The organism is Catenulispora pinisilvae (genome assembly GCF_015356865.1).
Lineage (GTDB): Bacteria > Actinomycetota > Actinomycetes > Streptomycetales > Catenulisporaceae > Catenulispora > Catenulispora pinisilvae.
The window spans coordinates 24416-46210 of record NZ_JAAFZA010000041.1; the positions used below are offsets into that span (position 1 = coordinate 24416).

The window sequence follows — 21795 nt, forward strand, 5'->3', positions numbered from 1 at the left end:
GCGGTTTAGTCGGTTACCGCTGCTCCGGCGCCCGCCGGGCCGCTCGGACCCGCCGAACCGGCCGGGCCACTTGAGGTGGCCGGGCTGTTCGAGGCGGCCGGTCCGCTCGGGGCGACCGCGCCGACCGCCCCGCGCAGATGCCCGAAGATCAGACTGGTCTCGGTGTGGCCGACCGCCGGGTGCGTCGTCAGGTGCTCCAGGACGAAGTCCCGCAGCGCGTCGGAGTCGGCGACGGCGATGTGCAGCAGATAATCGTCGGCCCCGGCGACGTGCCACACCCCGACCACGTCCGGCAGCCCCGGCACGTCCCGGATGAACTCCTTCACCCGCTCCCGCGTGTGCGCCCGCAGCCGCACCGCGATCATCGCCTGGAGCCCGCGCCCCAGCGCCGCCGGGTCGATGTCGGCGTGGAACCCGCGGATCACGCCGCGCTCGCGCAGCGTCCGGATCCGCGCCAGGCACGTCGAGGGCGCGATCCCCACGGCTTCGGCGATCGCGTTGTTCGGCGTGCGGGCGTCGGCGGACAGCACGGCCAGGATCGCGCGGTCGGTGTCGTCCAGGACCGGCCTCGGGGCTCGCACATCGTTCGGCATGGCGGCCAGTATCGTCGGCGCTGACGAATATTTCAATGGATCAGTCATGAGGGACAGAATCTTCTTCGCAATACTTTCCATCTCACCGATGTATCTTCGACAATGACCGCATGCTGCCCGCTTCCGCACTGCCCGACACCATCGCCGTCCACGCCGGCCGGGACGACCTGAACGCCCTCGGCGTCCACGTCCCGCCGATCGACCTGTCGACCACCAACCCGCTGCCGAGCGTCGGCCTGGGCGGCGACAGCTACGAGACGCTGGCCGGCGGCGGCACCCCGATCAGCGGCGGCAGCAATGTCTACCAGCGGCTGTGGAACCCGACGACCGCGCGGTTCGAAGAAGCGCTGGCGCGGATGGAGAACACGCAGGCCGCCGTCGCGTTCGCCTCCGGCATGGCCGCGATCACCGCCTGCCTGCTGGCCGTGGCCGCCGAGGGCAAGCGGCACGTCGTCGCCGTCCGCCCGCTCTACGGCGGCAGCGACCACCTGCTCGCCAGCGGCCTGCTCGGCACCGAGGTGACCTGGGCCGCCGCCGACGGCATCGCCGCCGCCCGGCGCCCGGACACCGGGCTGGTGATCCTGGAGACCCCGGGGAACCCGACGCTGGAACTGCTGGACCTGGCGCGCGTCGCCGAGCAGTGCGGCGAGGTCCCGCTGCTGGTCGACAACACCTTCGCCACCCCGGTCCTGCAACGGCCGGCCGACTTCGGCGCCACCTTGGTCGTGCACAGCGCCACCAAGTATCTCGGCGGCCACGGCGACGTCCTGGCCGGCGCGGTCGCCACCACCGAGGAGTGGGCCGGCCGGCTGCGGCCGATCCGCGCCATCACCGGCTCGGTGCTGCACCCGCTGTCCTCCTACCTGCTGCACCGCGGCCTCCAGACGCTCCCGCTCCGCGTCCGGCACCAGTCGCAGAACGCGCAGAAGCTGGTCGACCGCGTGCTGGCCAACCCGGCGGTCGGGCGCGTCTACTACCCGGGCCTGCCGGACTGCGACCCGCAGCACCTCCTCGGCCGCCAGATGACCGGCCCCGGTGCCGTCTTCGCGATGGAGGTGCGGGGCGGCTACGAGGCGGCAGCCCGGGTCGCGGACTCGGTCCGCCTGATCACCCACGCCGTCTCGCTCGGCGGCGTCGACACCCTGATCCAGCACCCGGCCTCGCTGACCCACCGGCCGGTCGCCGCCGCCGCCAAGCCGCACGCCTCGGTGCTGCGGATCTCGGTGGGACTGGAGGATCCGGAGGATCTGTACGCGGATTTGGAGCGGGCACTGCGTTCATAGGCGCAGGGGTTGGTAGGCGCAGTGCGTCCCCGGAGCGCGAAGATGAAGCCATGATCCTGCCTCCCGAGCGCGACCCCCGACTGATCACGATCCGGCGCGGCGGAACGTTGACGGACGAGCACCACCGCCTGCTCGCCGAGTGGGCAGCGCGATGCGCCGAACACGTGCTGCCCCTGTTCGAACAGGACCAGCCGGACGACTCCCGGCCCCGGGACGCCATCGCCGTCGGCCGCGCCTGGATCCGCGGCGAGGTACGCATGACCGACGCGCACAACACCGCCTTCGTGGCCAACGCCGCCGCCAAGGGCCGACCGGACCCGGCGAAGTTCGCCGCCCTGGCAGCCGGACAGGCGGTGGCCGTCGCGCACGTCGCGGCGCACGACCTCGGGGCCGCGGCGTACGGGATCCGCGCGGCTGCCGCGGCTGCCGCGGCCGCCGCAGTTGCCGCAGCCGCAGCCGCAGCCGACGAAGCGGAGTCGGCACGCTTGGCGGAGCGCGACTGGCAGCGGGAGCGGATCCCCGCCGAGCTCCGCGCGCTGGTCCTGGACGATCAGCGGCTGCGCAGCCCGATCTGCTGGAACGTCTTCGACGACTGATTCAGACCGCGCTGATAGTCGCCGAAACACCGGGGAAACCACTCAGCCCTACCCTGGCGATCATGTCCGAGACAGCCATCGTCCCGCTGACGGCCGCCCACGCCGAGGACGTCCTGCGCATCTACCAGCAGGGCATCGACGAGGGCGACGCCACCTTCGAGACGGCAGCCCCGACCTGGGACGTCTTCGACGCCGAAAAGCTCCCCGGCCACCGCTTCGCGGCAACGACACCAGAGGCGAAGGTCCTGGGCTTCATCGTCGTCTCCGCCGTCTCGAAGCGTCCCTGCTACACCGGCGTCGTCTCCCTGTCCGTCTATGTCGCCCCCGAAGCACGCGGCCGCGGCTTCGGCAACCGCCTACTCAGTACGCTGATCACCTCCACCGAGGCGGCCGGGGTGTGGACCATCAACGCCGGGATCTTCCCGGAGAACACCGCCAGCCTGGCCCTCCACGAGCGCCACGGCTTCCGCGTGCTCGGACGCCAGGAGCGGATCGGCAGGAGCGCCGCCGGGGTGTGGCGGGACGTGGTGCTGCTGGAGCGGCGGAGCCCGCTCGTCGATTAGCGCTCGGGGCGCCGCTGCGGGCGGTCGCTAGGCGGTTTTGACCTGGCCGCCGTCGATGAGGTGATCGGCGCCGGTGGTCGCGGCGGCCAGCGGCGATACGAGGTAGGTGACGAGCGTCGCGACCTCGGCGGGCTCAACCATCCGGCCGATGAGCATGCCGGTCGCGGCCGGCAGCCCGGCCAGCAGGTCGGCGTGCGGGACCCCCATCGCCCCGGCCAGCCCGGCGCCGTAGCCGCTCGGGCTCTCCCACATCGCGGTGCGCACCGGGCCCGGCGAGACGGTGTTCACCCGCACGCCGCGCGGCCCGAACTCCTCGGCCAGTGCCTTTCCGAACGCGGTGAGCGCCGCCTTGGCCGCCGAGTAGGGAATGGGGCCGCTGTGCGGGACGCGGGCGCTGACCGACGACACGTTGACGACCGCGCCGCGGGCGGCTTCCAGGGCGGGCATCGCGGCGCGGGTGACACGGACCGTGGCCAGGAAGTTCAGGTCTATGACCTGGGCCCATTGCGCGTCGGTGAGGTCGAGGAGGCCGCCGTTCAGGCCGCCGTCGCCGCCGCCGACGTTGTTGACCAGGATGTCGATGCCGCCGAGTTCGGCCCCGGCCGCGGCGACCAGCCGGTCGGCGGCGTCGGGGGCGGACAGGTCCGCGGTGATCGGGGTCGCGCCGGTCGCCGTCAGCTCCGGGGTGATGGTGCGGGCGGCGGCCGCGACCCGCACCCCTTCGGCGGTGAGGGAACGGACGATGGCCAGTCCGATTCCCCGGCTCGCTCCGGTGACCAGGGCGGTCTTGCCGTTCAGGTGCAGGTCCATGGCGTTCTCCGGTGCTAGAAGCATCATCTCTGATGCGTTAAAGCTATAACTTGCGTCATTCATGTTGCAAGTCATCGACGAGATGCGGCACTGGCGTATCATGCAGGGGTGAACCCAAAGCCGCTACGCGCCGACACCGAGCGAACGGTCCGAGCGATCCTCGAAGCCGCCGAGCGCGTCCTGTCCGCGAACCCGGCGGCGCCGATGGAGCAGATCGCCGAGGCGGCCGGGGTCGCACGGACGACCGTCCACCGCCGCTTCGCCTCGCGCGAGGCGCTGATCTCGGCGCTCGGCGCTTGGGCGGCCCAGCGCTTCCACGAGGCCGTGGAAGCCGCCCGGCCGGACACCGCGCCGCCGACCGTCGCCCTGTATCAGGCCACGGTGAACGTCCTCCGCGTGAAGATCGGCTGGGGCTTCGCCATGGGCGCCCTGCCCAGCGACGCCCCCGAAGTGGCGCGGGTGCACGACGACGTGCGGGCCCAGTGCGAGCGCCTGTTCGTCCGACTACAGGACGCCGGCGAGATCCCGACGAACGCCGACCTGGACTGGCTGCGCCGCGTCTACTACGCCCTCATCCACGAGGCCGCCCTCGAAGCCCCGGAGGGCGACGCCGCGATCGACGCCCTGGCCACCCGGGTCATCGACACGCTGCTGCACGGGATCGGCGCGTCGCAGAACTCTTAACGGCGTTCATACCTTCCAGCGATAGCGCAAATGTTCGGCTGGGCGGTCCCGCCACCTGACCGGAGTACCAGCACCAGCCTCCTGAAGTGCGACGCCGGAATACGGGTGTTACCAACGATGTGGGGATCTGCCCCGTCACCGCATCGATGGAGGAACCCGCATGGGACCGAGACTCGCAATATCGGTCGACTGGGGCTCGGGCATCACAAACGCCTGGACCTCGGTGACCAGGATCATCCCGAAGCTGATCGCGTTCGCCGTGATCATGTTCGTCGGCTGGCTGATCTGCAAGGCGATCGCCAAGGTGCTGGACGCCGTGCTCCGCAAGATCGGCGTGGAGCGGATGGCCGAGAAGGCCGGGGCGGGCCGGTTCCTGTCCGGGTCCAAGTGGGACACCACCGCGATCCTGGTGAAGGTCGTCTACTACGGTCTGCTGCTGGTGTTCCTGCAGTTGGCGTTGGGTGTCTTCGGCGACAACCCGATCAGTACCATGATCCACAGCGTGGTGGCCTGGATCCCCAAGGCGATCGTGGCCCTGGTGATCGTCGTCGTCGCGATGTGGCTGGCGAACGTCGCCAAGGAGTTCATCTCCAACATCCTGTCCGCCGCCTCCTACGGCAAGGCGCTGGGCTGGGTGGCGTGGGGCTTCATCGCCTTCTTCGGCGCCATCGCGGCGCTGGCCCAGATCGGCGTCGCCACCTTCGTCCTGGGCCCGATCCTGAACGCGGTCCTGTTCTCGCTGGCCGGCATCGCGATCGTCGGTATCGGCGGTGGCCTGATCCAGCCGATGCGATCCCGCTGGGAGCGCATGCTGACCAAGGCCGAGCAGGAGACCACGCGGGTCTCGGGGTCGGTGCAGCAGAACGCGCTGGCCTACCAGAAGGGCCGCTCCGACGCGCAGGCCGGGCAGCCGGCCACGGACACGCAGCGGTCCGGGCCCTACGGCGGCGAGGCCGGGGCCGGCACGGCGGTGTGAGGTCGGTGCCGGCGCGCTGGTGTGCTGGTGAGTGACGGGAGGGCGCGGGTTCCGGTTTCGGGGCCCGCGCCCTCCGTTTCGCTTCTTGCCATTTCGCCTACCGGTTGCCTGCTTACCCCGTTGCCCGGCTACCGGGTTGCCGGTCGGCGGCTCTCAGTCGTCGCAGCAGAGGCAGAACGGATGGCCCGCCGGGTCGAAGAGCACCCGCACGTTCTCCCGCGGCTGGTCTTCGGCGAGCACGGCGCCCAGCGCGACGGCCTCGGCGACCGCTTCGTCCAGGTCCCCGACCTGGAAGTCGAAGTGCAGCATCGGCCGCTGTTCGCCCTCGACCGGCGGCCACGTCGGCGGGCGGAAGCCGTCGGCCTGCTGGAAGACGAAGTACGGGCCTTCAGGCGCGGCGGCGACGATCGCCGTGCCGGGCTCCTCGTGGCCGATCGGCCAGTCCAGCAGCTCGGAGTAGAACCGGGCCAGACCGGCCGGGTCCGGGGCCTCGATCGCTGTGCCCCACCACATTCCTGCACGTCGGGATCGCATGCTTGATCCTGTCTGATCGGACCGGCGCTCGGCTAGGGGGCACGCCGGGCGTTTCGGGCACCGTCGGCACGCAGTCGGGCACGCCGTCGGATTCAGAACGCCAACAGGTCCTGCTCGCGCACCAGCCAGCAGATGGCGGTCAGGCGCAGGGTCGCGAAGTCGTAGCCGACCGGCTCCTCCCAGCCCTTCTCGGCCAGCACGTCGTTGAAGCCCAACACGTAGTCGGTCAGCTCCTCGCGGCCGACGGTGCGCTGCACCGGAATCCGCGCTTCGAGCACTTCGAGCGCTTCATTCGGTGCTAGCGGTTCGAGCGGTTCGCAGCTCAGGGTGTCGCAGACCGCCGCCGCGTGTTGGTCGATCGCGGCGAGCAGACCGGGTTCGAAGGCGAACTCAGCCATGCGCGGCATGAACGCGGCCACGACACCGGCCAGCGGGGACGCCAGCGGCGGCGCGTCGTCATGCGGCGGGAAGTCCATGCATTGACGGTAAAGTGCCAGGTCATGGCGCGTCAAAGGGAACTTTACTGGGTGACGGGACAGGTGCCGACGGTAGCCGGAATGACCGGTTCCGCCGGCACCTGATGGGCCGGTTTCAGCTGTTTTCGGCCGGGCCCTCGGCCGATTCCTTGGCCGCGGCCGTGGTCACAGTCGCGGCCGCGGTCGCCGGGGCCTTGTCGGGCGCGTCGGCCGGCTCCGGGTCCGGCTCCTTGTCGCCACCGGTCTCCGTAGTAGCCGGGGCGGCCGAAGGGGCCGGAGTAGCCGTGGCTGCGGTGGTCGCGGGAGCGGCCGTGGCGGAGGCAGTGGTCGGGGCAGAGGCGGCGGTGGCAGTCGCGGGCTTGTCGTCCTTGTCCTGCTCGGACTTCGCGGCGCTCTCAGGCTTCGCGGCGTTCTCGGACTTCGCCGGATCCTCGGCCTTCGCAGTGCTGTCAGCCTTATCGGCCTTGTCGCGGGCGTCCAACTCGGCCGCCTCCTCCAGCGTCGGCGCGGTGCCGCCGAGGTGCGCGGGCAGCCACCAGGAGTCCGCCGGGCCGGCCGGCTTGTCCGGGTAGGTGGACTGCGCCTCGTCGAGCAGCGCGCTCAGCCGCTTGTGCAGCTCGGCGCTCAGCTCGGCGGAGTTCTGGCCCTTCTTCGGATACATCGGCTCGCCGACCAGCACGGTGATCGGCACGTGCCGCTGCAACAGCTTCTTCGGCCGGCCCTTGGTCCAGATCCGCTGCGTGCCCCACAGCACCACCGGGATCAGCGGGACGTCGGTGGCCTGGGCCATCCGCACCGCGCCGTTCTTCAGATCCTTGATCATGAACGAGCGGCTGATCGTGGCCTCGCCGAACACGCCGACGATCTCGCCGGACTTCAGGCACTCCAGCGCCTGCCGATACGACGACAGACCGGCCTCGCGGTCCACCGGGATGTGCCGCATGCCCCGCATCAGGGGGCCGGAGATCCGGTTGTCGAAGACCTCCTTCTTGGCCATGAACCGCACTCGGCGGCGGGCCGGCAGTGCGGCCGCCCCGGCGAAGATGAAGTCCAGGTAGCTGATGTGGTTGCTGGCCAACACCGCCCCGCCGGAGCGCGGGATCCGGTCGGCTCCGCGGACTTCGACCTTCAGGTCGAGCGCTCGGAAAGCAACCTTCATGGCCCGGATCACCGGGGGATAAACGTATTCGCGTTCGGCCACAGGAGGACCCTAACCTACTCTGCCGTAAGTTACCGCCACTCCTCGGAGCTCGAGACGCACCTCGGCCCGGGGGATCCGGTATCTGCTAGAAGGGGAAACGTGAGCGTAATGAACATTCCGCTGAAGCCCGGCAGCAAGGTCACGGTCCGGCTGCTGAAGGCGCCGCGGCCCGACGTGGAGTATCCGGCCGTGGTCCGGTCCGACGACGGGGAACACCTCGCGGTCGTCGCGCCGTGGTTCGGCGACGAGCCCCGTGACATGGTGCTGGCCGGCGAGGTCTTCGCCCGGTTCGAGCCCGGAGACCTGTGGACCGAGCACTACTGGCGCAGCCGCTGGTACTCGATCAAGGAGGTCCGCACCGCGGCCGGTGAGCTCAAGGGCTGGTACTGCGATGTCGCGCGCCCGGCGACAGCTTTCCCCGACGCCCCGGAAGGCCCGCGGCTGGAGGTCGCCGACCTGGACCTGGACCTGTGGCTGTCCGCCGACCACACCCGGATCCTCCGGCTGGACGAGGACGAGTTCGAGGACAGCGGCCTTCGGGAGCGTGAGCCGGAGACCGCCGCGCGGGCCGAGGCGGCGCTGGACGAGCTCGCGGCTATGGCTCATCGCGGGGGCTTCGCGGAGCTGTTGGCTTGATGGTCACCGTGCCGCTGTCCAGGTCGATCGGACCGCGGTGCGGTTCGCCCTCGCCCTCCTCCTCACGGGTCCATTCGAGCCGGTTCTGCTCCTCCTCGATGAAGCGCCGGTTCGGGACGAACATGTCGAAGAAAACGCTCATGATGGGGTAACGATCAAAACACCCCGGGTGTTCCATGCCTGGACACGCCGTGTCCTGCGGCCGACTGGGTGAATTATCCGTTCTCTGACTTGATCCCCCGATCGCCCCGAATCATCCTGGTGTCTTCGCAATCCTGAGGGGACAGGAGAAAGGGGGCGCCACTATGGCACCACGCACCACCACCAGCTACCTGAACGCCACCCAGCTCGCCGCCCGCGGCTGGACCCCGGCGATGATCCGCGACTTCCTGGGTCGCCCCGACCGCACCGAGTTCGTCCCACGCTTCCGGCACGCGGCCCCGGTCCTGCTGTTCGCCCTCGCCCGGGTCCAGGCGGCCGAGCGCACCACGAAATTCACCCAACGCCGCGACCTGGCCCGCCGAAGATCGGCGGTGGCCAAAGCGGCGGCCGACCGCCGCCGCCGGGAGATGCTCCGGCTGATGGCCGCCGACGAGGTGACGATCCCCAAGCTGGCCCCCGACGTCCTGGCCGAGCGCGCGGTCCGGCACCGCGAACCCCGGAACTCGATCGACGCCGCCCGACCCGACAGCAATACCCTGAACCGCTGGAAGGTCAACTACCTGCGCTACCAGCTCACCCGCTTCGACGCGATGATCGAGGGCATGTTCGGCCGGGTCGGCCGGGCCGCCGCCGAGAAGTGGCTGCGCCGGCGCGCGCTGGAGGCGATCGGGAAGACGTACCCTGATCTGCTCGACGAGTGCCAGCGGCAGTTGCGAGTCAGTGAGCGGGGATGCTGATGATGCTGTTTCCAACTGTGACCAGCCCGCCCTACCCCCGATACAACTCCCGTCCGATGATCGTCCGCTGCACCTCGGATGCCCCCTCGTAGATCCGCGGCGCGCGCACCTCGCGATACAGGTGCTCCAGCAGGTGCCCGTGCTGGAGCGCGGCGGCGCCGTGGATCTGCACCGCCGCGTCGACGACGAACTGCGCCGTCTCCGTCGCGAACAGCTTCGCCATCGCGGAGCGGCCGGCGATGTGCTTCTCGCCGCTGTCGTAGGCCTCGGCGGCGCTGTAGACGAGCAGCCGGGCCGCCTCGATGCGGGTCGCCATCTCGGCGAGGGAGTGGGAGACGGCCTGGAGATCCTTCAGGACGCCGCCGAAGGCCTCGCGCTGGCCGGCGTGGGTGACAGAGGCGTTGAGGGCGGCCTGTGCCATGCCGACGGCGAAGGCGCCGACGCTGGGGCGGAACAGGTCCAGGGTGCGCATGGCGACGCGGAAGCCCTGGTCGACCTCGCCGAGCAGGTCCGCGCGGGTGACCGGGACGCGGTCGAAGGTGACGCGGCCGATCGGGTGCGGGGAGATCATGTCCAGGTGCTCGCCGCCCAGGCCGGGGCGGTCGGCGGGGACCAGGAACGCCGTGACGCCGCGCGCGCCGGCGTCCGGGGTGGTGCGGGCGAAGACGCTGTAGAAGTCGGCTTCGGGGGCGTTGGAGATCCAGATCTTCTCGCCGCTCAGCGTCCAGCCCTCAGCGGAGCCGTCGGCGGTCGGGGTCGTGGTCATGGCCGGCGTCGCGGCCAGCGACAGCGAGGCCGCGTCCGAGCCGCTGCCCGGTTCGGACAGCGCGAACGCCGCGACCGCTTCGCCGGCCACCACCTTCGGCAGCCAGCGTGCGATCTGTTCTTCGGTGCCGTTCTGCACGACGGGATAGGTGCCGAGGCCTTGCAGCGCCAGGGCGGTCTCGGCCTCGGTCGAGACCTGCGCCAGCGATTCCCGCAGCAGGCACAGGTCCAGCGCCGCGGCCTCGGCGCGGCCGTCCGGGCCGCCGGGGAAGAGCCGCGCCAGCAGGCCGTGCCGGCCCATGGCGGCGAGCAGGGGGCGGTTGACGTGCCCGGGGGCGCCGGCGGCGGCCAGCGCGGCCAGGTCGGTCTCGGCGAGGGTGCGGACCTCGGCGCAGAAAGCTGACTGGGCCGGGGTCAGGCGGAACTGGGTGCCGGATTCCATACGTGTCAATGTAACAAAATCTTGACTGCCGTCACAGAAGTCGTACGCTTGCCAGCACAAGCCAGCACCACGGAGTCCCGGAGGACCCGATGGACCTGCTCCCGTCAGCGCACGTCGACACCTTCGCCCGCGACCGTCTGCCCGCCGCGGACCGGTGGCCCGAGCTGCGCTTCGACCTGGGCGGCCTGGGCGATCTGCGCTACCCCGAGCGGCTGAACTGCGCCGCGCACCTGCTCGACACCGCGATCGCCGAGTTCGGTCCCGACCGCGTATGCCTGATCGGCGAGAGCGGGAAGCCGGCCGGGGCTGACACCGGGGCTGACCCCAGGGCTGACACCGGAGCCGGCACCGGGGCCGGGACCTGGACATATGGCGACCTGGACCGGCGTAGCGATCAGATCGCGAGGGTTCTGACTTCCGAGCTCGGGGTGGTGCCGGGCAACCGGGTGCTGCTGTGCGGGCCGAACAGTCCGTGGACGGTGGCGTGCTGGTTCGGGGTGCTCAAGGCCGGCGCGGTGGTGGTGACGGTGGTCCCGTTGCTGCGCAGCGAGGAGATCGCGACCGTCGCCGGGATCGCGCAGGCGAGCGTGGCGCTGTGTGCACCGGGCTGCGATCAGGAGGCTGATAAGGCCGGCGTCGCAGGGATGCGCGTCGTCACCTTCGGCGGGAGCGGACCCGACGATCTGGTCGCGCGCTGCGACCGTGTCGGAGACCGTGTTGGGGACCGTGTCGGGGACCGCAAGTTCGAGGCGGTGCAGACCTCGCAGGACGACGTCGCGATGATCGCCTTCACCTCCGGCACCACCGGCCGCCCCAAGGGCTGCCTGCACTTCCACCGCGACGTGCTGGCGATCGCCGACACCTTCGCCAAGCACGTCCTCAAAGCCGAGCCCGACGACGTCTTCGCCGGCAGCCCGCCCCTGGGCTTCACCTTCGGTCTCGGCGGGCTGGTCATCTTCCCGCTGCGGGTCGGGGCCGCGACGGTGCTGCTGGAGCGGGGCAGCCCCGAAGCGCTGCTCGGCGCGGTCGCCAAGCACGGTGTCAGCGTGCTGTTCACGGCGCCGACCGCCTACCGGGCCATGCTCACGATGCTCAAGCCGGACACGGACGGCGGCGACCCCCACCCGGATCCGCGCCTGGATCCCCGCCTGCGCACGCTGCGCCGCTGCGTGTCGGCGGGCGAGGCGATGCCGGCGGAGACCTGGCGGGCCTGGCACACCGCGACCGGCATCAAGATCATCGACGGCATCGGCGCCACCGAACTGCTGCACATCTTCATCTCGGCCGCCGACGACGACATCCGCCCCGGCTCCACCGGCCGCCCGGTCCCCGGCTGGGAGGCCGCGATCCTGGACGCCGCCGGCCACCCGGTCCCGGACGGCGAACCCGGCCTGCTGGCCGTCCGCGGCCCGGTCGGCTGCCGCTACCTGGCCGACGAGCGGCAGACCACGTATGTGCGCGACGGCTGGAACTACACCGGCGACACCTACATCCGCGACCAGGACGGCTACTTCTGGTACCAGGCGCGCTCCGACGACATGATCATCTCCTCCGGCTACAACATCGCCGGCCCGGAGGTGGAGAACGCGCTGCTGCGGCACCCCTCGGTGCTGGAAGCCGGCGTCATCGGCACGCCGGATCCGGACCGCGGGCAGCTGGTGACGGCGTTCGTGGTGCTGCGGCCCGAGGCGCCGACCGGGGAGGCGGCCGTCAAGGATCTGCAGGAGTTCGTCAAGGCGCGGATCGCGCCCTACAAGTACCCGCGCTCCGTGCACATCGTGGACGCGCTGCCCCGGACCAACACCGGCAAGCTCCAGCGGTTCAAGCTCCGAGACCTGCTCTGAACCACGCCGGGCAGCACGGTATCTTGCCGAGGTGAGCGCCATGTCGAAGACCGAAGGGCCCGCGGCCGACTCCGGCGCCATGAAGGCGCCGACGCCGCGTTCACTGATCGTGTCCTTCTTCGGCGCCTACGGCCGCGAACTCGGCGGCTGGATCGCCGTCGCGGACCTGGTGACGCTGCTGGGCCGGCTCGGCGTGGACGCCCCGGCCGTGCGCTCCGCGGTATCGCGCCAGAAGCAGCGCGGCTTCCTCCAGGCCCGGCAGGCCGACGGCGTCGCCGGCTACTCACTGTCGCCGGAGGCCGAGGAGATCCTGGCGGACGGCGACCGGCGCATCTACCTGCGGCAGGACGTGCAGCTGTCCGACGGCTGGGTCCTGGCGGTCTTCTCGGTGCCGGAGACCGAACGCCACCGGCGCCACCTCCTCCGCTCCCGCCTCTCGCGCCTCGGCTTCGGCACCACCGCACCCGGCGTCTGGATCGCCCCCTCGCACCTCGCCGAGGAGGCACGCCACACACTGGAGCGTCTGGAACTCGCGGAGTACGTCGACCTCTTCCACGCCGACTACCTCGCCTACGCCGACCTCCGGGACTCGGCGGCGCGCTGGTGGGACCTCGGCGCGGTGCAGGCCGGGTACGCGGAGTTCTCGGCGCAGTTCCTGACGACAGAGGCCGACGCGGCGGACGACGCCGACGCGTTCGCGACCTACCTGCTCGCGCTGGACGCCTGGCGCCGCATGCCCTACCGCGATCCCGGGCTGCCGCCGGAACTGCTGCCGGACGACTGGCGGGGGACGCAGGCTGCTGACATCTTCTTCGGGCTGCATGATCGGTTGCGGGGCCGTGGGCTGAGCTATGTGAAGAGCGTGGTGTCCAGGTAATACCGCAGGATCGCCAGGGCGTCCTCGCCGCTTCGCTGACCGCCCAACACGCTGGAACCGAGGCCGTTGACCATGGCCAGCAGTCCGGCGGTGATCAGCTCCGGGTCTTTGTCCGCGGCCACCTCTCCGGTTTGCTGCGCCGCCCGGATCTGTCTGGCGAGGAAGCCTTCGAGGACGGCGGGCTGGGCCGCGCCGTGCTTCTCCAGGACGTCCGGATCGTTCAGGACGAGCGTGTAGTAGCCGTTGTAGGTTCTGGCGATCCGGCTGCTCTCGGCGTCGGTGGGGACGATGCACGACAGGATCGCGGTGACCACTGAACGCGGCGTGGGCGGGGCGCCGGCGGCGGCGATCCAGGCGTTCATGCGGCCCTGGAGCTGGCTTTGGAGCCGCGCCAGAGCGTCCAGCAGCAGGGCTTCCTTGGTCGTGAAGTAGTACTGCACCAGGCGCAGGGACACGCCGGCCTCGGCCGCGACCGCGCGCATGCTCGCCGATTGCAGCCCCTGTGTGTCCGCGATCCGGAGCAGCGCCTCGGCGATCTGTGTTCTGCGTTCCTCGTGGTCGACCCGCGCGGCCATGGCGTGATCCCCCTCTCGTGGTACACCCGTATCATGTCGTGATACACATGTATCATGACAGTCAGCGAGTTCAAGAACGCCGAGGCCGCCGACCGCTTCCACGTCGGGTACGAGCAGCTTCTCGCCAAGCTGTGGCCGGCGTCCCGGACGATGCTCGACGTGCCGACCCGGTTCGGCACTACGCGCGTTGTCCGCACCGGACCCGGACCCAGAACTGGAGCTGGCACCGGCGCCGGCCCCGGGTCCGGCGACCCGATCGTGCTGCTGCCGGCCTCCGGCGGGAACGCTTTGATGTGGCACCGGTATGTCGAAGCGCTGAGCCGCGAGCACACCGTCTACGCGGTCGACACGGTCGGCGAACCCGGCGGCAGCGTGCAGTCCGCGCCGATCGCGGACGGCCGGGACGCGGCGGCGTGGCTGGAGGAGCTGCTGATCGGGCTCGGCGTGACGAACGCGCACATCGTCGGATGCTCCTACGGCGGCTGGATCGCCCTGAAGCACCAGATCCACCACCCGGGACGGGCCGCAGGCCTCACGCTGGTGGACCCGGCGGGATTCGCCGAGGTCGGGTGGCGGTTCTATCGGTGGGTGATCCTCGGCGGACTGGCGGGGCTGGCGCCGAGCCCACTGCGGCCACGGCTGGCGCGCGCCGTCCACAACAGCGCGATCCTGGACAGCGATCTCATGACCCTGATGCGCGCCTCGATGGGCTTCCGACGCAGGCTTCCCAAGACCGATGTCCTCACCGACGAGGACCTGCAAGCGGTTCAGGCTCCAGCGCAGTTCCTGCTCGCCGCACGCAGCGCGATCCACCACTCGGACCAGGTGGCCGAGCGGATCGGCCGGTTGCTTCCCGCGGCCCGCGTCGAGGTCATCCCCGGAACCGGACATGCGCTGTCCACCGACGAGCCGGAGTTGGTCACCGACCGGATCCTCAAGTGGCCACCACCCCAGGACCGCACAGAGCCAAGTCACCAGAAGGACGACGGTCAGGGCGCCGCCGGCCCACCACTCGCCGCTCTCGGTTAGCCGGCGCTTCCGGCTCGACGACACGGCCAAGCCGCCGAACTTCTCCCGCAGAATCCGAGCCGGCAGCAAGTCGCCGCATTCCGCACGGCCTCCGAGTCGGCAGATCAGGATACTGATGCCGTGTGGGCGGGTCTCGATTCTTTCGCACTTCGCCACCTGCTGCTGGACTTGCTCGGCCGGACGGTCCGCAGCTCGTTGCTGCGGACCCCTGGTCGGCATGTTGGTCACGGACCAGCGCTCATGACACTGCGATTCGGATGCTTTTGGGGGATGCTGGGGTTTACGGGCCGGGCTGCGGTTGGCGTGTGGGTCTTAAATGCTTTTTACGGCCTTCGGTCATGGTTGTGCCGGTTCGGGGTTCGGGCCGGCGAGTCTGAGTGTCGGCTGCCGGTTCCCGCGTTCACGACCCCGCCGCACCTCAGGCCTCTTCGACACCGGCAAGTCAGAGCAAGGGCCAGGTTAAGAGCCAGATCAGCAGCAAGATCAAGAGCCAGATCAAGAGCCAGATCAAGAGCCAGATCAAGATCAAAAACTGTGATGAAGAGCCCGGCGCCTCCGGCGGGGGCTCTTGGCTCCCTCGGGGAACTGGCGCGGTTCCATAGGGTGGCCGGGTCAGGGCCCTGCGGCGGCGGTTTGTGAGGTGGTTGCGGTTCGTTCCCCTCGGTCGCGTCGTCAGCCCCAAGGGGTACAGCACCGGTGTCCGGGAGTAAAGTCCGCGCGGTTGCGGTCGGGGTTGCAAGCTGCGGTTTGTATAGCGCGAACTTGACTCCCGGCCACCGGCGCTGTAGGCAAAGCCCTGCCGACGCGACCGAGGGGAACGAACCGAAAACCGACCGGAAGAATAGCAATCGAAGGGCCCGTAGACGCGGGCTGGTGATGCGGCCGCCGGTGAGGTTCTGGCAGCGGGCCGGTGGTCAGTTGGTCGACAGCGTGCCCGGGTCCGGTATGCGGCAACGGACCGGCTGCGCTCGCAGCAGCCAGCCCGCCGACTACCGGCTTCCTCTGGCAGGCCTTGCTTATCGCCAGCATCAGCCTTGGCTGCCGGGGCGGGCCGCACCCGCCAGCTCAGAGTGCGCACCCTCGGGACTGTCGCGTTGCCAGTACCGGGACCGGCGGCCGAGCTCGTCGAGTCGCCGGTATCGCACCACCAGTTTTGTACTTCTCCGGCCGGTTTTCGGTTCGTTCCCCTCGGTCGCGTCGGCAGGGCTTTGCCTACAGTGCCGGTTCTCGGGAGTCAAGTTCGCGCTGTACGCGGCCGTCACTTCCGCGCCTGACCGCAAGGGCGCGGACTTTACTCCCGGGGTTCGGCGCTGTACCCCTTGGGGCTGACGACGCGAGCGAGGGGAACGGACCGTAGCCACCTCAGGGACCGCCGCCGCTGAGACTGGCTCGGCCCCCCTATGGAATTGCGCCAGTTCCCCGAGGGAGCCGAGAGCCCCCGCCGGAGGCGCCGGGCTCTTCATCACAGCTCTTGATCTTGATCTTGATCTTGCTTGGGCTCTTGCTGTTGATCTCGCTTGGGCTCTTGATCTTGATCTAGACCCTGGTTCCAACTTGCCGGAGTTGAAGAGGCCTGAGGCATGGCGGGGTTGTGAACGCGGGAACTGGCAGCCGACAAGCACACTCGCCGCCCCGAACCCCGAACCGGCACAACCATGACCGAAGGCCGTAAAAAGCTTCTAAAACCCACACACCAACCGCAACCCGGCCCGCAGACTCCAGACCACCAAAAAAGATCCGAACCCCGAGCACCGCAGCCAGGCTATGCGCTGCGCCAGGCCGTGCGCGCTGTGCCCAGGCTATGCACCGCGCCCAGCCCGCGAGCCTCCGCGCCTCGGCAACCCGAGGCACCCATCCTGTGCAGCGCTGTCTGCTGTCAGCAGACAAGCGAGGCCGAGCCCGCCACTTGTCCGTACGCTCGAACTATGACTGAGGCTCCAAGACGCCAGCTCATCCCCGGCTGCAACGCCCCGGAACCGCGTCCGGCGACGCCCGAGCCGCTGTGGCGCGAGGTGCTGGGTGACCAGCTGCGTGAGCTGCGGCGGCGTAACCGGGAGAGTCTGGCTGAGACGGCTTCGCGCGCCGGGATCTCGCCGCAGTACCTGTCGGAGGTGGAGCGGGGCCTCAAGGAGCCGTCGAGCGAGATGATCGCGGCGGTTGCCGGTGCGCTTGGGACGACGCTTGGCGGCCTGGCCGAATCGGTGGCCGGGGAGTTGCGGGTGCGGCGTGAGGCGGCGGTGCTCGGTGTGCGCCAGGATCTGGTCTCGCGTCGGGACTTGGTCTCGCGCCGCGACCTGGCGACGCGGTACCGGTCGAGCGGCCCGGTGGCGCTGGCCCTGGCGGCCTGATCGGGGCGTGCGGTCTGACGGGAGAGGTTCGTGACGCGAGATGAGGCCGTCGCACTGGTGCAGCGCGTCATGGACGCTGACTATGCGGACGATTATGAGGACGACGACGAGGCCAGCGACTTGCTGGAGGCCTTGGGCCGGGCTCTTGGATGCCCTTCCGGCTACCTGAGCGATTTGATCTTCTGGCCTACCGGGCCTACCGGGCCCACCGGCGCGGCACCGACCGCGCCAGAGGTCGTCGACCAGGCGTTGGCCTACCGTCCAATCGCGTTGTGAGCCGGGGTTACGTGCGCAGCTCGTACTTGCTGCCGAGCGAGCTGCGAGCGAGCTGCGCACCTAACCCGCCCCTACTCCCGCGGATCCAGCACCCGATCAGCGAGCCCATACTCCACCGCCGCCTCGGCCGTGAACACCCGGTCGCGGTCGGTGTCTTGGCGCAGGCGCTCCGCGCTCTGGCCGGTGTGCTCGGTCAGGATCGTCTCCAGTTCGCTGCGCATGCGCACCAGCTCGTCGGCCTGGATGATCAGGTCGGGGATGGCGCCCTGGCCGCGCGCCGCCGGTTGGTGCAGGACCACGCGGGCGTGCGGTAGGACCGAGCGCAGGCCTGGTGCGCCGGCGGCCAGTAGGACCGCGCCGACCGCGATGGCCTGGCCGACGCAGGTGGTGCGGACCGGGGCCTTGATGTGCTGCATGGTGTCGTAGACCGCCAGCATCGCCGAGAGGTCGCCGCCTTCGCAGTTGATGTAGAGGCCGATCTCGCGGTCGGGGCCGTCGGATTCCAGGTGCAGGAGTTGGGCGATGAGGGCGTTGGCGACGCCGGCGTCGATCGCGCTGCCCAGGTAGATGATGCGCTCGGTGAGCAGGTGCGAGTAGATGTCGGTGACGCGCTCGCCCCGGGGGCTCTGGGTGGTCACGTAGGGGATGGTGTAGCTGCTCATGTCGAGATCCCGATCCGTCGGCGTTCCGGCACGACCTGCCCGAACGAGTCCACGATGTGGTCGATGAAGCCGTAGTCCCGCGCTTGCTGCGCGGTGAACCAGCGGTCGTGCAGCGAGTCCTCGAAGACGCGGTCGTAGGGCTGGCCGGTGTCCGCGGAGATCAGGGTGAGGATGGTGTTGACCGTGTGCCGCAGGTCGTCGGCCTGCACCTCGACGTCCACCGCGGTGCCGCCGATGCCGGCCGAGCCCTGGTGCATCAGGATCCTGGCGTGCGGGAGGGCGAAGCGGCGGCCGCGGCTGCCGGCCGAGAGCAGGAACTGCCCGGCGCTACAGGCCAGGCCCAGGGCGAGCGTCGAGACCTCGCACGGCACCAGGCGCATCACGTCGCGGATCGCGAGCATCGCCGGCACCGAGCCGCCGGGGGAGTGGATCCACAGCGAGATGTCGGCGTCCGGGTCCTCGGTGGCCAGGGACAGGATCTGGGTCGCCAGCAGGGTGCCGTTGTCGTCGTCGAGCACGCCGTCCAGCACCACGATGCGCCGGCTGAACAGCTGGTCGCGGGTGCGCCAGGTGAACTGGGGCGTCTTTTCTTCTTCTGCCATGCCTCCACCGTGCCCCGGGGCACGGCGGCTGCGAACGCCACGCTGCTGTGGGCGGATCAGCTGACAGCAGCGTCCGGGGTCCGCGCGAGGCCGGCGCCCACCACGACGGCGGTTAGCAGCGCGAGTGCGCCGGCGCACACCATGACCACCCGGGGCGAGGACGCGTCGACGACCCGGCCGCCGAGCAGCGCGCCGAGCGCGAGGGTCGCCTGGAACGAAGCCGTGAACAGCACGCCGGCCGCCTCGGGCAGGTGCGGGGCCGCCTGCGAGAACCAGGTCTTCGAGCACGCCGGGATGGTGCCGTAAGCCAGACCCCAGAGGACCAGCAGGGCCAGCGCGCCGAAGGGGTTCGCACCGAGCAGCGGCAGCAGGAGCGTGGCGGCGGCGATCAGAGCGGCGCTGACCGCGAACGTCCCGCGAAGGCTGCGGCTGAGCGTGCGCCCGGCGACGACGGTGCCCAGGATCCCCGCCGCGCCGTAAATCAGCAGATAGACACTGACACTCGACTCGCTGATTCCGGTCGTGGCGCGCAGAAACGGCGCGAGGTACGTGTACCCGCCGAAGTGCGCGATCACCACGAGCGTCGTGACCAGCAGCCCCGAGCGGACCCCGGTGCCCCGCCCGCGCAGCAGCCCGGCGAGCATCGCGCCGCTGGTGGCCCGCAGCATCGGCAGCGGCGGCAGCGTGCGGAGCAGGGCGAGGCAGACGAGCCCGGAGCAGACGCAGAGCACTGCGAAAGGTGTCCGCCAGCCGAACGCGTGCCCCAGCACCGTCCCCAGCGGCACCCCGACCACCGATCCGACCGGCACGGCCGAGAAGACCAGCGCGGTGGCCTTCGACTGCGACCCGCCCGGCACCAGCCGCGGCGACAGCCCCACGCCGATGGACCAGTATCCGCCGATCACCAGCCCGGTCAGCGTCCGTCCGACCAGCACGAGCCAGAAAGCGGGCGCCACCGCGACCGTAAGGTTCGCCAGGGCCAAGACCGCCATGAACACCGCGAGCACGGCCCGGCGGTCGAAGCGCGCGGTCGCGACCGTCGCCAGCGGCGCGCACACCGCGGCGGTCAGCCCCGGCAGCGTCATCAGCAGCCCGCCGGTCCCGGCCGAGACGTGGAACCCGGACGCCATCGGGTCCAACAGCCCGACCGGCAGGATCTCGCTGGTGACGATGACGAAGATGCCCAGGGCTAGACAGGTCACGCCGCCCCAGCGGGCAGAGATGACGGGTTCGGTGCCTACTTCGTCGGCGGCGGATACGGATACGGACACGGTGGTTCTCCCCGACTGAGCTGGAAGACAGAACGTCTTGATCCAGTACAGCTCGCGGGGGCGGAGCGATCCGGCGGGTTTCCGCCCTGACCAGTAACCGCTGGTCAGATGGCGTGGTCAAACCGCGCGAAGTTGGCGACGCAGCAGGTCGGGGGCCCCGATGAGCGAGGGCCCGTACCAGGTGAGATGACGCCCGGAGACCAGCGCGGACCGCAGGCCGGGGAACGCCTCGGGGCCGTCGGAGGCGCTGAAGGCGTAGGGCTCGTCGGGCAGCACGACGAGCTCGGCGCCGCTGTCCAGCAGTTCGGGCAGGGGAATCTTCGGGTAGCGCTCGGCGTGGTCGGCGTACACGTTGCGCACGCCGAGCCGAGCGAGCACGTCCCCTGCGAATGTGTCGCGGCCCAGCACCATCCACGGCCGCCGCCAGATGGGGACGACAGCGGGGACGACCGAATCAGGACTCTGCGACGCCCAAGCCGCCTCCGCCCGATCGAGCCAGTCCGGCCGCGCCAGGCCGCAACCGACCGTCAGCATCCGGTCCAGTTCCCGGAAGGCCTGGTCCACGGTCCGGACTTCGGTGACCAGCACAGACACCCCGGCCTCACGCAAAGCGTCGAGATCGGCCGCCCGGTTCTCCTCCTCGTTCGCCACCACCAGATCCGGTGCCAGCGAGACGATCCGCGCGACGTCAGGGTTCTTCGTCCCGCCGATCCGTTCGACGTCAAGACCGGCGGGATGCGTGCACCAGGCGGTGGCCCCGACCAGCAGCCCCGGCGCCGTCGCGGCGATCGCCTCGGTGAGCGACGGAACCAGGGACACCACCTGCATCAGGGAGCCTTTCCGGTATCAGAACTCGTCGTCGAAGGAGACGCTACCGCCGACCGCCACCTGGTACGCCGAGACCCGCCGCTCGAAGAAGTTCGACAGCTCCTGCACGTCCTGGAGTTCCATGAACCCCAACGGGTTCGCGGTCCCGTAGACCGGCTCCAGCCCCAGCTGCTCCAGTCGCCGGTCGGCGACGTGCTCCAGGTACGCCCGCATGTCCGCCACCGGCAGTCCCGACACGCCGCCGCCGAGCAGGTCCTCGGCGAACTGTGTCTCGCACTCCACCGCCTCGGCCAGCATGTCGCGCACCTGCTGCGCCATCTTGTCGTCGAACAGGTCCGGCTCCTCGGCGCGGACCGTCTCCACGACGTCGAACGCGAACGCCATGTGCATCGACTCGTCGCGGAACACCCAGTTGGTGCCGGAGGCCAGGCCGTGCAGGAGGCCGCGCGAGCGCAGGAAGTAGACGTAGGCGAAGGCGCCGTAGAAGAACAGGCCCTCGATGCACGCCGCGAAGCAGATCAGGTTCAGCAGGAAGGTCCGGCGGTCCTCGCGGGTTTCCAGTTGTTTCAGGTCGCCGAGCGAGTCGATCCAGCGGAAGCAGAACTCTGCCTTGCGCCGGATCGAGGGGATGTTCTCCACCGCCGCGAACGCTTCCGTGCGCTCGTCCTCGTCCGGCACGTAGGTGTCGAGCAGGTTCAGGTAGAACTGGACGTGCACGGCCTCCTCGAACAGCTGCCGGGACAGGTAGAGCCGGCCCTCGGGGCTGTTCACGTGCTGATACAGGTTCAGCACCAGGTTGTTGGCGACGATCGTGTCGCCGGTGGCGAAGAACGCGACCAGGCGTGAGACCAGGTGGCGCTCGGCGGCCGAGAGCCGGTCCAGGTCGGTCAGGTCGCTGTGCAGGTCCACCTCCTCCACGGTCCAGGTGTTCTTGATGGCGTCGCGGAAGCGGTCGAAGAAACGCGGGTAGCGCATGGGGCGCAGGGTCAGATCCAGACCCGGGTCGAGCAGCATGAAGGTTCTTT

Annotated in this window: 24 protein-coding genes and 1 pseudogene; 12 read left to right on the forward strand and 13 right to left on the reverse strand. The window is 70.2% G+C overall.

What is annotated here, in order from left to right:
- Positions 1–5 precede the first annotated feature (5 nt).
- Positions 6–641: an Lrp/AsnC family transcriptional regulator gene (locus IZR01_RS14045; RefSeq protein ID WP_438939625.1), complete on the reverse strand. Its 636-nt coding sequence runs from the start codon at positions 639–641 to the stop codon at positions 6–8.
- 62 nt (positions 642–703) lie between these two features.
- On the opposite strand from IZR01_RS14045, the gene IZR01_RS14050 reads away from it, so the two are divergent.
- From IZR01_RS14050 to IZR01_RS14060, 3 genes are all read left to right on the forward strand, one after another.
- Positions 704–1876 (forward strand): trans-sulfuration enzyme family protein, encoded by a 1173-nt coding sequence (locus IZR01_RS14050; protein ID WP_194924071.1) that lies wholly within the window; start codon positions 704–706, stop codon positions 1874–1876.
- Between the two features lie 50 nt (positions 1877–1926).
- Positions 1927–2472: a putative immunity protein gene (locus tag IZR01_RS14055; RefSeq protein WP_194924072.1), complete on the forward strand. Its 546-nt coding sequence runs from the start codon at positions 1927–1929 to the stop codon at positions 2470–2472.
- Between the two features lie 62 nt (positions 2473–2534).
- The gene (locus IZR01_RS14060; protein ID WP_194893450.1) at positions 2535–3035 is read left to right on the forward strand and encodes a GNAT family N-acetyltransferase; all 501 of its coding nucleotides are present in this window, start codon (positions 2535–2537) and stop codon (positions 3033–3035) included.
- Positions 3036–3062: 27 nt separating this feature from the next.
- Here IZR01_RS14060 and IZR01_RS14065 read toward each other — a convergent pair whose 3' ends face one another.
- Entirely contained in the window at positions 3063–3845 is a 783-nt protein-coding gene (locus IZR01_RS14065; protein WP_194924085.1) for an SDR family oxidoreductase, read from the reverse strand.
- 108 nt (positions 3846–3953) lie between these two features.
- Between IZR01_RS14065 and IZR01_RS14070 the strand changes: the two genes are divergently transcribed.
- Entirely contained in the window at positions 3954–4529 is a 576-nt protein-coding gene (locus IZR01_RS14070; protein WP_323746252.1) for a TetR/AcrR family transcriptional regulator, read from the forward strand.
- Positions 4530–4689: 160 nt separating this feature from the next.
- Positions 4690–5505: a mechanosensitive ion channel family protein gene (locus tag IZR01_RS14075; RefSeq protein WP_194893452.1), complete on the forward strand. Its 816-nt coding sequence runs from the start codon at positions 4690–4692 to the stop codon at positions 5503–5505.
- Positions 5506–5658: 153 nt separating this feature from the next.
- Here IZR01_RS14075 and IZR01_RS14080 read toward each other — a convergent pair whose 3' ends face one another.
- The 3 genes and pseudogenes from IZR01_RS14080 to IZR01_RS54205 all read right to left on the reverse strand — a co-directional run.
- Positions 5659–6039 (reverse strand): VOC family protein, encoded by a 381-nt coding sequence (locus IZR01_RS14080; RefSeq protein ID WP_228554352.1) that lies wholly within the window; start codon positions 6037–6039, stop codon positions 5659–5661.
- A gap of 92 nt (positions 6040–6131) precedes the next feature.
- Entirely contained in the window at positions 6132–6515 is a 384-nt protein-coding gene (locus IZR01_RS14085) for a DUF6401 family natural product biosynthesis protein (RefSeq protein ID WP_194893453.1), read from the reverse strand.
- A 469-nt stretch (positions 6516–6984) separates the two neighbouring features.
- Positions 6985–7674 (reverse strand): annotated as a pseudogene (locus IZR01_RS54205) (lysophospholipid acyltransferase family protein); the annotation flags it as partial.
- Positions 7675–7824: 150 nt separating this feature from the next.
- Here IZR01_RS54205 and IZR01_RS14095 point away from each other — a divergent pair.
- Complete coding sequence (locus IZR01_RS14095) at positions 7825–8352, forward strand: ribonuclease FAU-1 family protein (protein ID WP_194893454.1); 528 nt, start codon at positions 7825–7827, stop codon at positions 8350–8352.
- Here the strand turns inward: IZR01_RS14095 and IZR01_RS14100 are convergent.
- Positions 8312–8494, reverse strand: coding sequence for a DUF6191 domain-containing protein (locus IZR01_RS14100; protein WP_228559419.1), 183 nt, complete (start codon positions 8492–8494; stop codon positions 8312–8314). The genes IZR01_RS14095 and IZR01_RS14100 overlap by 41 nt on opposite strands.
- A 163-nt stretch (positions 8495–8657) precedes the next feature.
- On the opposite strand from IZR01_RS14100, the gene IZR01_RS14105 reads away from it, so the two are divergent.
- Positions 8658–9251 (forward strand): hypothetical protein, encoded by a 594-nt coding sequence (locus IZR01_RS14105; protein WP_194893455.1) that lies wholly within the window; start codon positions 8658–8660, stop codon positions 9249–9251.
- A gap of 31 nt (positions 9252–9282) precedes the next feature.
- Here the strand turns inward: IZR01_RS14105 and IZR01_RS14110 are convergent, their stop codons facing one another.
- Entirely contained in the window at positions 9283–10458 is a 1176-nt protein-coding gene (locus tag IZR01_RS14110) for an acyl-CoA dehydrogenase family protein (protein WP_194924073.1), read from the reverse strand.
- An 89-nt stretch (positions 10459–10547) separates the two neighbouring features.
- On the opposite strand from IZR01_RS14110, the gene IZR01_RS14115 reads away from it, so the two are divergent.
- Both IZR01_RS14115 and IZR01_RS14120 read left to right on the forward strand, forming a co-directional pair.
- Entirely contained in the window at positions 10548–12302 is a 1755-nt protein-coding gene (locus tag IZR01_RS14115; protein WP_194924074.1) for an AMP-binding protein, read from the forward strand.
- Between the two features lie 40 nt (positions 12303–12342).
- Positions 12343–13179, forward strand: coding sequence for a PaaX family transcriptional regulator (locus IZR01_RS14120; RefSeq protein WP_228559422.1), 837 nt, complete (start codon positions 12343–12345; stop codon positions 13177–13179).
- Here the strand turns inward: IZR01_RS14120 and IZR01_RS14125 are convergent.
- Positions 13152–13754, reverse strand: coding sequence for a TetR/AcrR family transcriptional regulator (locus IZR01_RS14125; protein ID WP_194893458.1), 603 nt, complete (start codon positions 13752–13754; stop codon positions 13152–13154). The two genes, IZR01_RS14120 and IZR01_RS14125, sit on opposite strands and share 28 nt — an antisense overlap.
- A 54-nt stretch (positions 13755–13808) precedes the next feature.
- On the opposite strand from IZR01_RS14125, the gene IZR01_RS14130 reads away from it, so the two are divergent.
- The 3 genes from IZR01_RS14130 to IZR01_RS14140 all read left to right on the forward strand — a co-directional run bounded on the left by IZR01_RS14130 (position 13809) and on the right by IZR01_RS14140 (position 17407).
- Entirely contained in the window at positions 13809–14783 is a 975-nt protein-coding gene (locus IZR01_RS14130; protein ID WP_194924075.1) for an alpha/beta fold hydrolase, read from the forward strand.
- Between the two features lie 1925 nt (positions 14784–16708).
- Positions 16709–17131 (forward strand): helix-turn-helix domain-containing protein, encoded by a 423-nt coding sequence (locus tag IZR01_RS14135; protein WP_194900059.1) that lies wholly within the window; start codon positions 16709–16711, stop codon positions 17129–17131.
- 69 nt (positions 17132–17200) lie between these two features.
- Positions 17201–17407 (forward strand): e9imm peptide, encoded by a 207-nt coding sequence (locus tag IZR01_RS14140; protein WP_194924088.1) that lies wholly within the window; start codon positions 17201–17203, stop codon positions 17405–17407.
- A gap of 71 nt (positions 17408–17478) precedes the next feature.
- Here the strand turns inward: IZR01_RS14140 and IZR01_RS14145 are convergent, their stop codons facing one another.
- The 5 genes from IZR01_RS14145 to IZR01_RS14165 form a co-directional block, all read right to left on the reverse strand.
- On the reverse strand, positions 17479–18069 hold the full coding sequence (locus IZR01_RS14145; protein WP_194897853.1) for a ClpP family protease: 591 nt from the start codon (positions 18067–18069) through the stop codon (positions 17479–17481).
- Complete coding sequence (locus IZR01_RS14150; protein ID WP_194924076.1) at positions 18066–18671, reverse strand: ClpP family protease; 606 nt, start codon at positions 18669–18671, stop codon at positions 18066–18068. Before IZR01_RS14150 ends, IZR01_RS14145 begins: the two co-directional genes overlap by 4 nt.
- A gap of 56 nt (positions 18672–18727) precedes the next feature.
- Entirely contained in the window at positions 18728–19942 is a 1215-nt protein-coding gene (locus IZR01_RS14155; protein WP_194924077.1) for an MFS transporter, read from the reverse strand.
- A gap of 117 nt (positions 19943–20059) precedes the next feature.
- A complete protein-coding gene (locus IZR01_RS14160; RefSeq protein WP_194924078.1) occupies positions 20060–20770 on the reverse strand; it encodes a helical backbone metal receptor in 711 nt (236 codons plus the stop codon).
- A gap of 18 nt (positions 20771–20788) precedes the next feature.
- The gene (locus IZR01_RS14165; RefSeq protein WP_194897857.1) at positions 20789–21784 is read right to left on the reverse strand and encodes a ribonucleotide-diphosphate reductase subunit beta; all 996 of its coding nucleotides are present in this window, start codon (positions 21782–21784) and stop codon (positions 20789–20791) included.
- Between the last annotated feature and the right edge of the window lie 11 nt (positions 21785–21795).

Excerpts from the sequence above, each read along its gene's own strand:
- IZR01_RS14045 (WP_438939625.1), bottom strand. The coding sequence starts at position 641 with ATGACTGATCCATTGAAATATTCGTCAGCGCCGACGATACTGGCCGCC.
- IZR01_RS14050 (WP_194924071.1), top strand. The coding sequence starts at position 704 with ATGCTGCCCGCTTCCGCACTGCCCGACACCATCGCCGTCCACGCCGGC.
- IZR01_RS14055 (WP_194924072.1), top strand. The coding sequence starts at position 1,927 with ATGATCCTGCCTCCCGAGCGCGACCCCCGACTGATCACGATCCGGCGC.
- IZR01_RS14060 (WP_194893450.1), top strand. The coding sequence starts at position 2,535 with ATGTCCGAGACAGCCATCGTCCCGCTGACGGCCGCCCACGCCGAGGAC.
- IZR01_RS14065 (WP_194924085.1), bottom strand. The coding sequence starts at position 3,845 with ATGGACCTGCACCTGAACGGCAAGACCGCCCTGGTCACCGGAGCGAGC.
- IZR01_RS14075 (WP_194893452.1), top strand. The coding sequence starts at position 4,690 with ATGGGACCGAGACTCGCAATATCGGTCGACTGGGGCTCGGGCATCACA.
- IZR01_RS14080 (WP_228554352.1), bottom strand. The coding sequence starts at position 6,039 with ATGCGATCCCGACGTGCAGGAATGTGGTGGGGCACAGCGATCGAGGCC.
- IZR01_RS14085 (WP_194893453.1), bottom strand. The coding sequence starts at position 6,515 with ATGGACTTCCCGCCGCATGACGACGCGCCGCCGCTGGCGTCCCCGCTG.
- IZR01_RS14095 (WP_194893454.1), top strand. The coding sequence starts at position 7,825 with ATGAACATTCCGCTGAAGCCCGGCAGCAAGGTCACGGTCCGGCTGCTG.
- IZR01_RS14100 (WP_228559419.1), bottom strand. The coding sequence starts at position 8,494 with ATGAGCGTTTTCTTCGACATGTTCGTCCCGAACCGGCGCTTCATCGAG.
- IZR01_RS14105 (WP_194893455.1), top strand. The coding sequence starts at position 8,658 with ATGGCACCACGCACCACCACCAGCTACCTGAACGCCACCCAGCTCGCC.
- IZR01_RS14110 (WP_194924073.1), bottom strand. The coding sequence starts at position 10,458 with ATGGAATCCGGCACCCAGTTCCGCCTGACCCCGGCCCAGTCAGCTTTC.
- IZR01_RS14115 (WP_194924074.1), top strand. The coding sequence starts at position 10,548 with ATGGACCTGCTCCCGTCAGCGCACGTCGACACCTTCGCCCGCGACCGT.
- IZR01_RS14120 (WP_228559422.1), top strand. The coding sequence starts at position 12,343 with ATGTCGAAGACCGAAGGGCCCGCGGCCGACTCCGGCGCCATGAAGGCG.
- IZR01_RS14125 (WP_194893458.1), bottom strand. The coding sequence starts at position 13,754 with ATGGCCGCGCGGGTCGACCACGAGGAACGCAGAACACAGATCGCCGAG.
- IZR01_RS14130 (WP_194924075.1), top strand. The coding sequence starts at position 13,809 with ATGACAGTCAGCGAGTTCAAGAACGCCGAGGCCGCCGACCGCTTCCAC.
- IZR01_RS14135 (WP_194900059.1), top strand. The coding sequence starts at position 16,709 with ATGACTGAGGCTCCAAGACGCCAGCTCATCCCCGGCTGCAACGCCCCG.
- IZR01_RS14140 (WP_194924088.1), top strand. The coding sequence starts at position 17,201 with ATGGACGCTGACTATGCGGACGATTATGAGGACGACGACGAGGCCAGC.
- IZR01_RS14145 (WP_194897853.1), bottom strand. The coding sequence starts at position 18,069 with ATGAGCAGCTACACCATCCCCTACGTGACCACCCAGAGCCCCCGGGGC.
- IZR01_RS14150 (WP_194924076.1), bottom strand. The coding sequence starts at position 18,671 with ATGGCAGAAGAAGAAAAGACGCCCCAGTTCACCTGGCGCACCCGCGAC.
- IZR01_RS14160 (WP_194924078.1), bottom strand. The coding sequence starts at position 20,770 with ATGCAGGTGGTGTCCCTGGTTCCGTCGCTCACCGAGGCGATCGCCGCG.
- IZR01_RS14165 (WP_194897857.1), bottom strand. The coding sequence starts at position 21,784 with ATGCTGCTCGACCCGGGTCTGGATCTGACCCTGCGCCCCATGCGCTAC.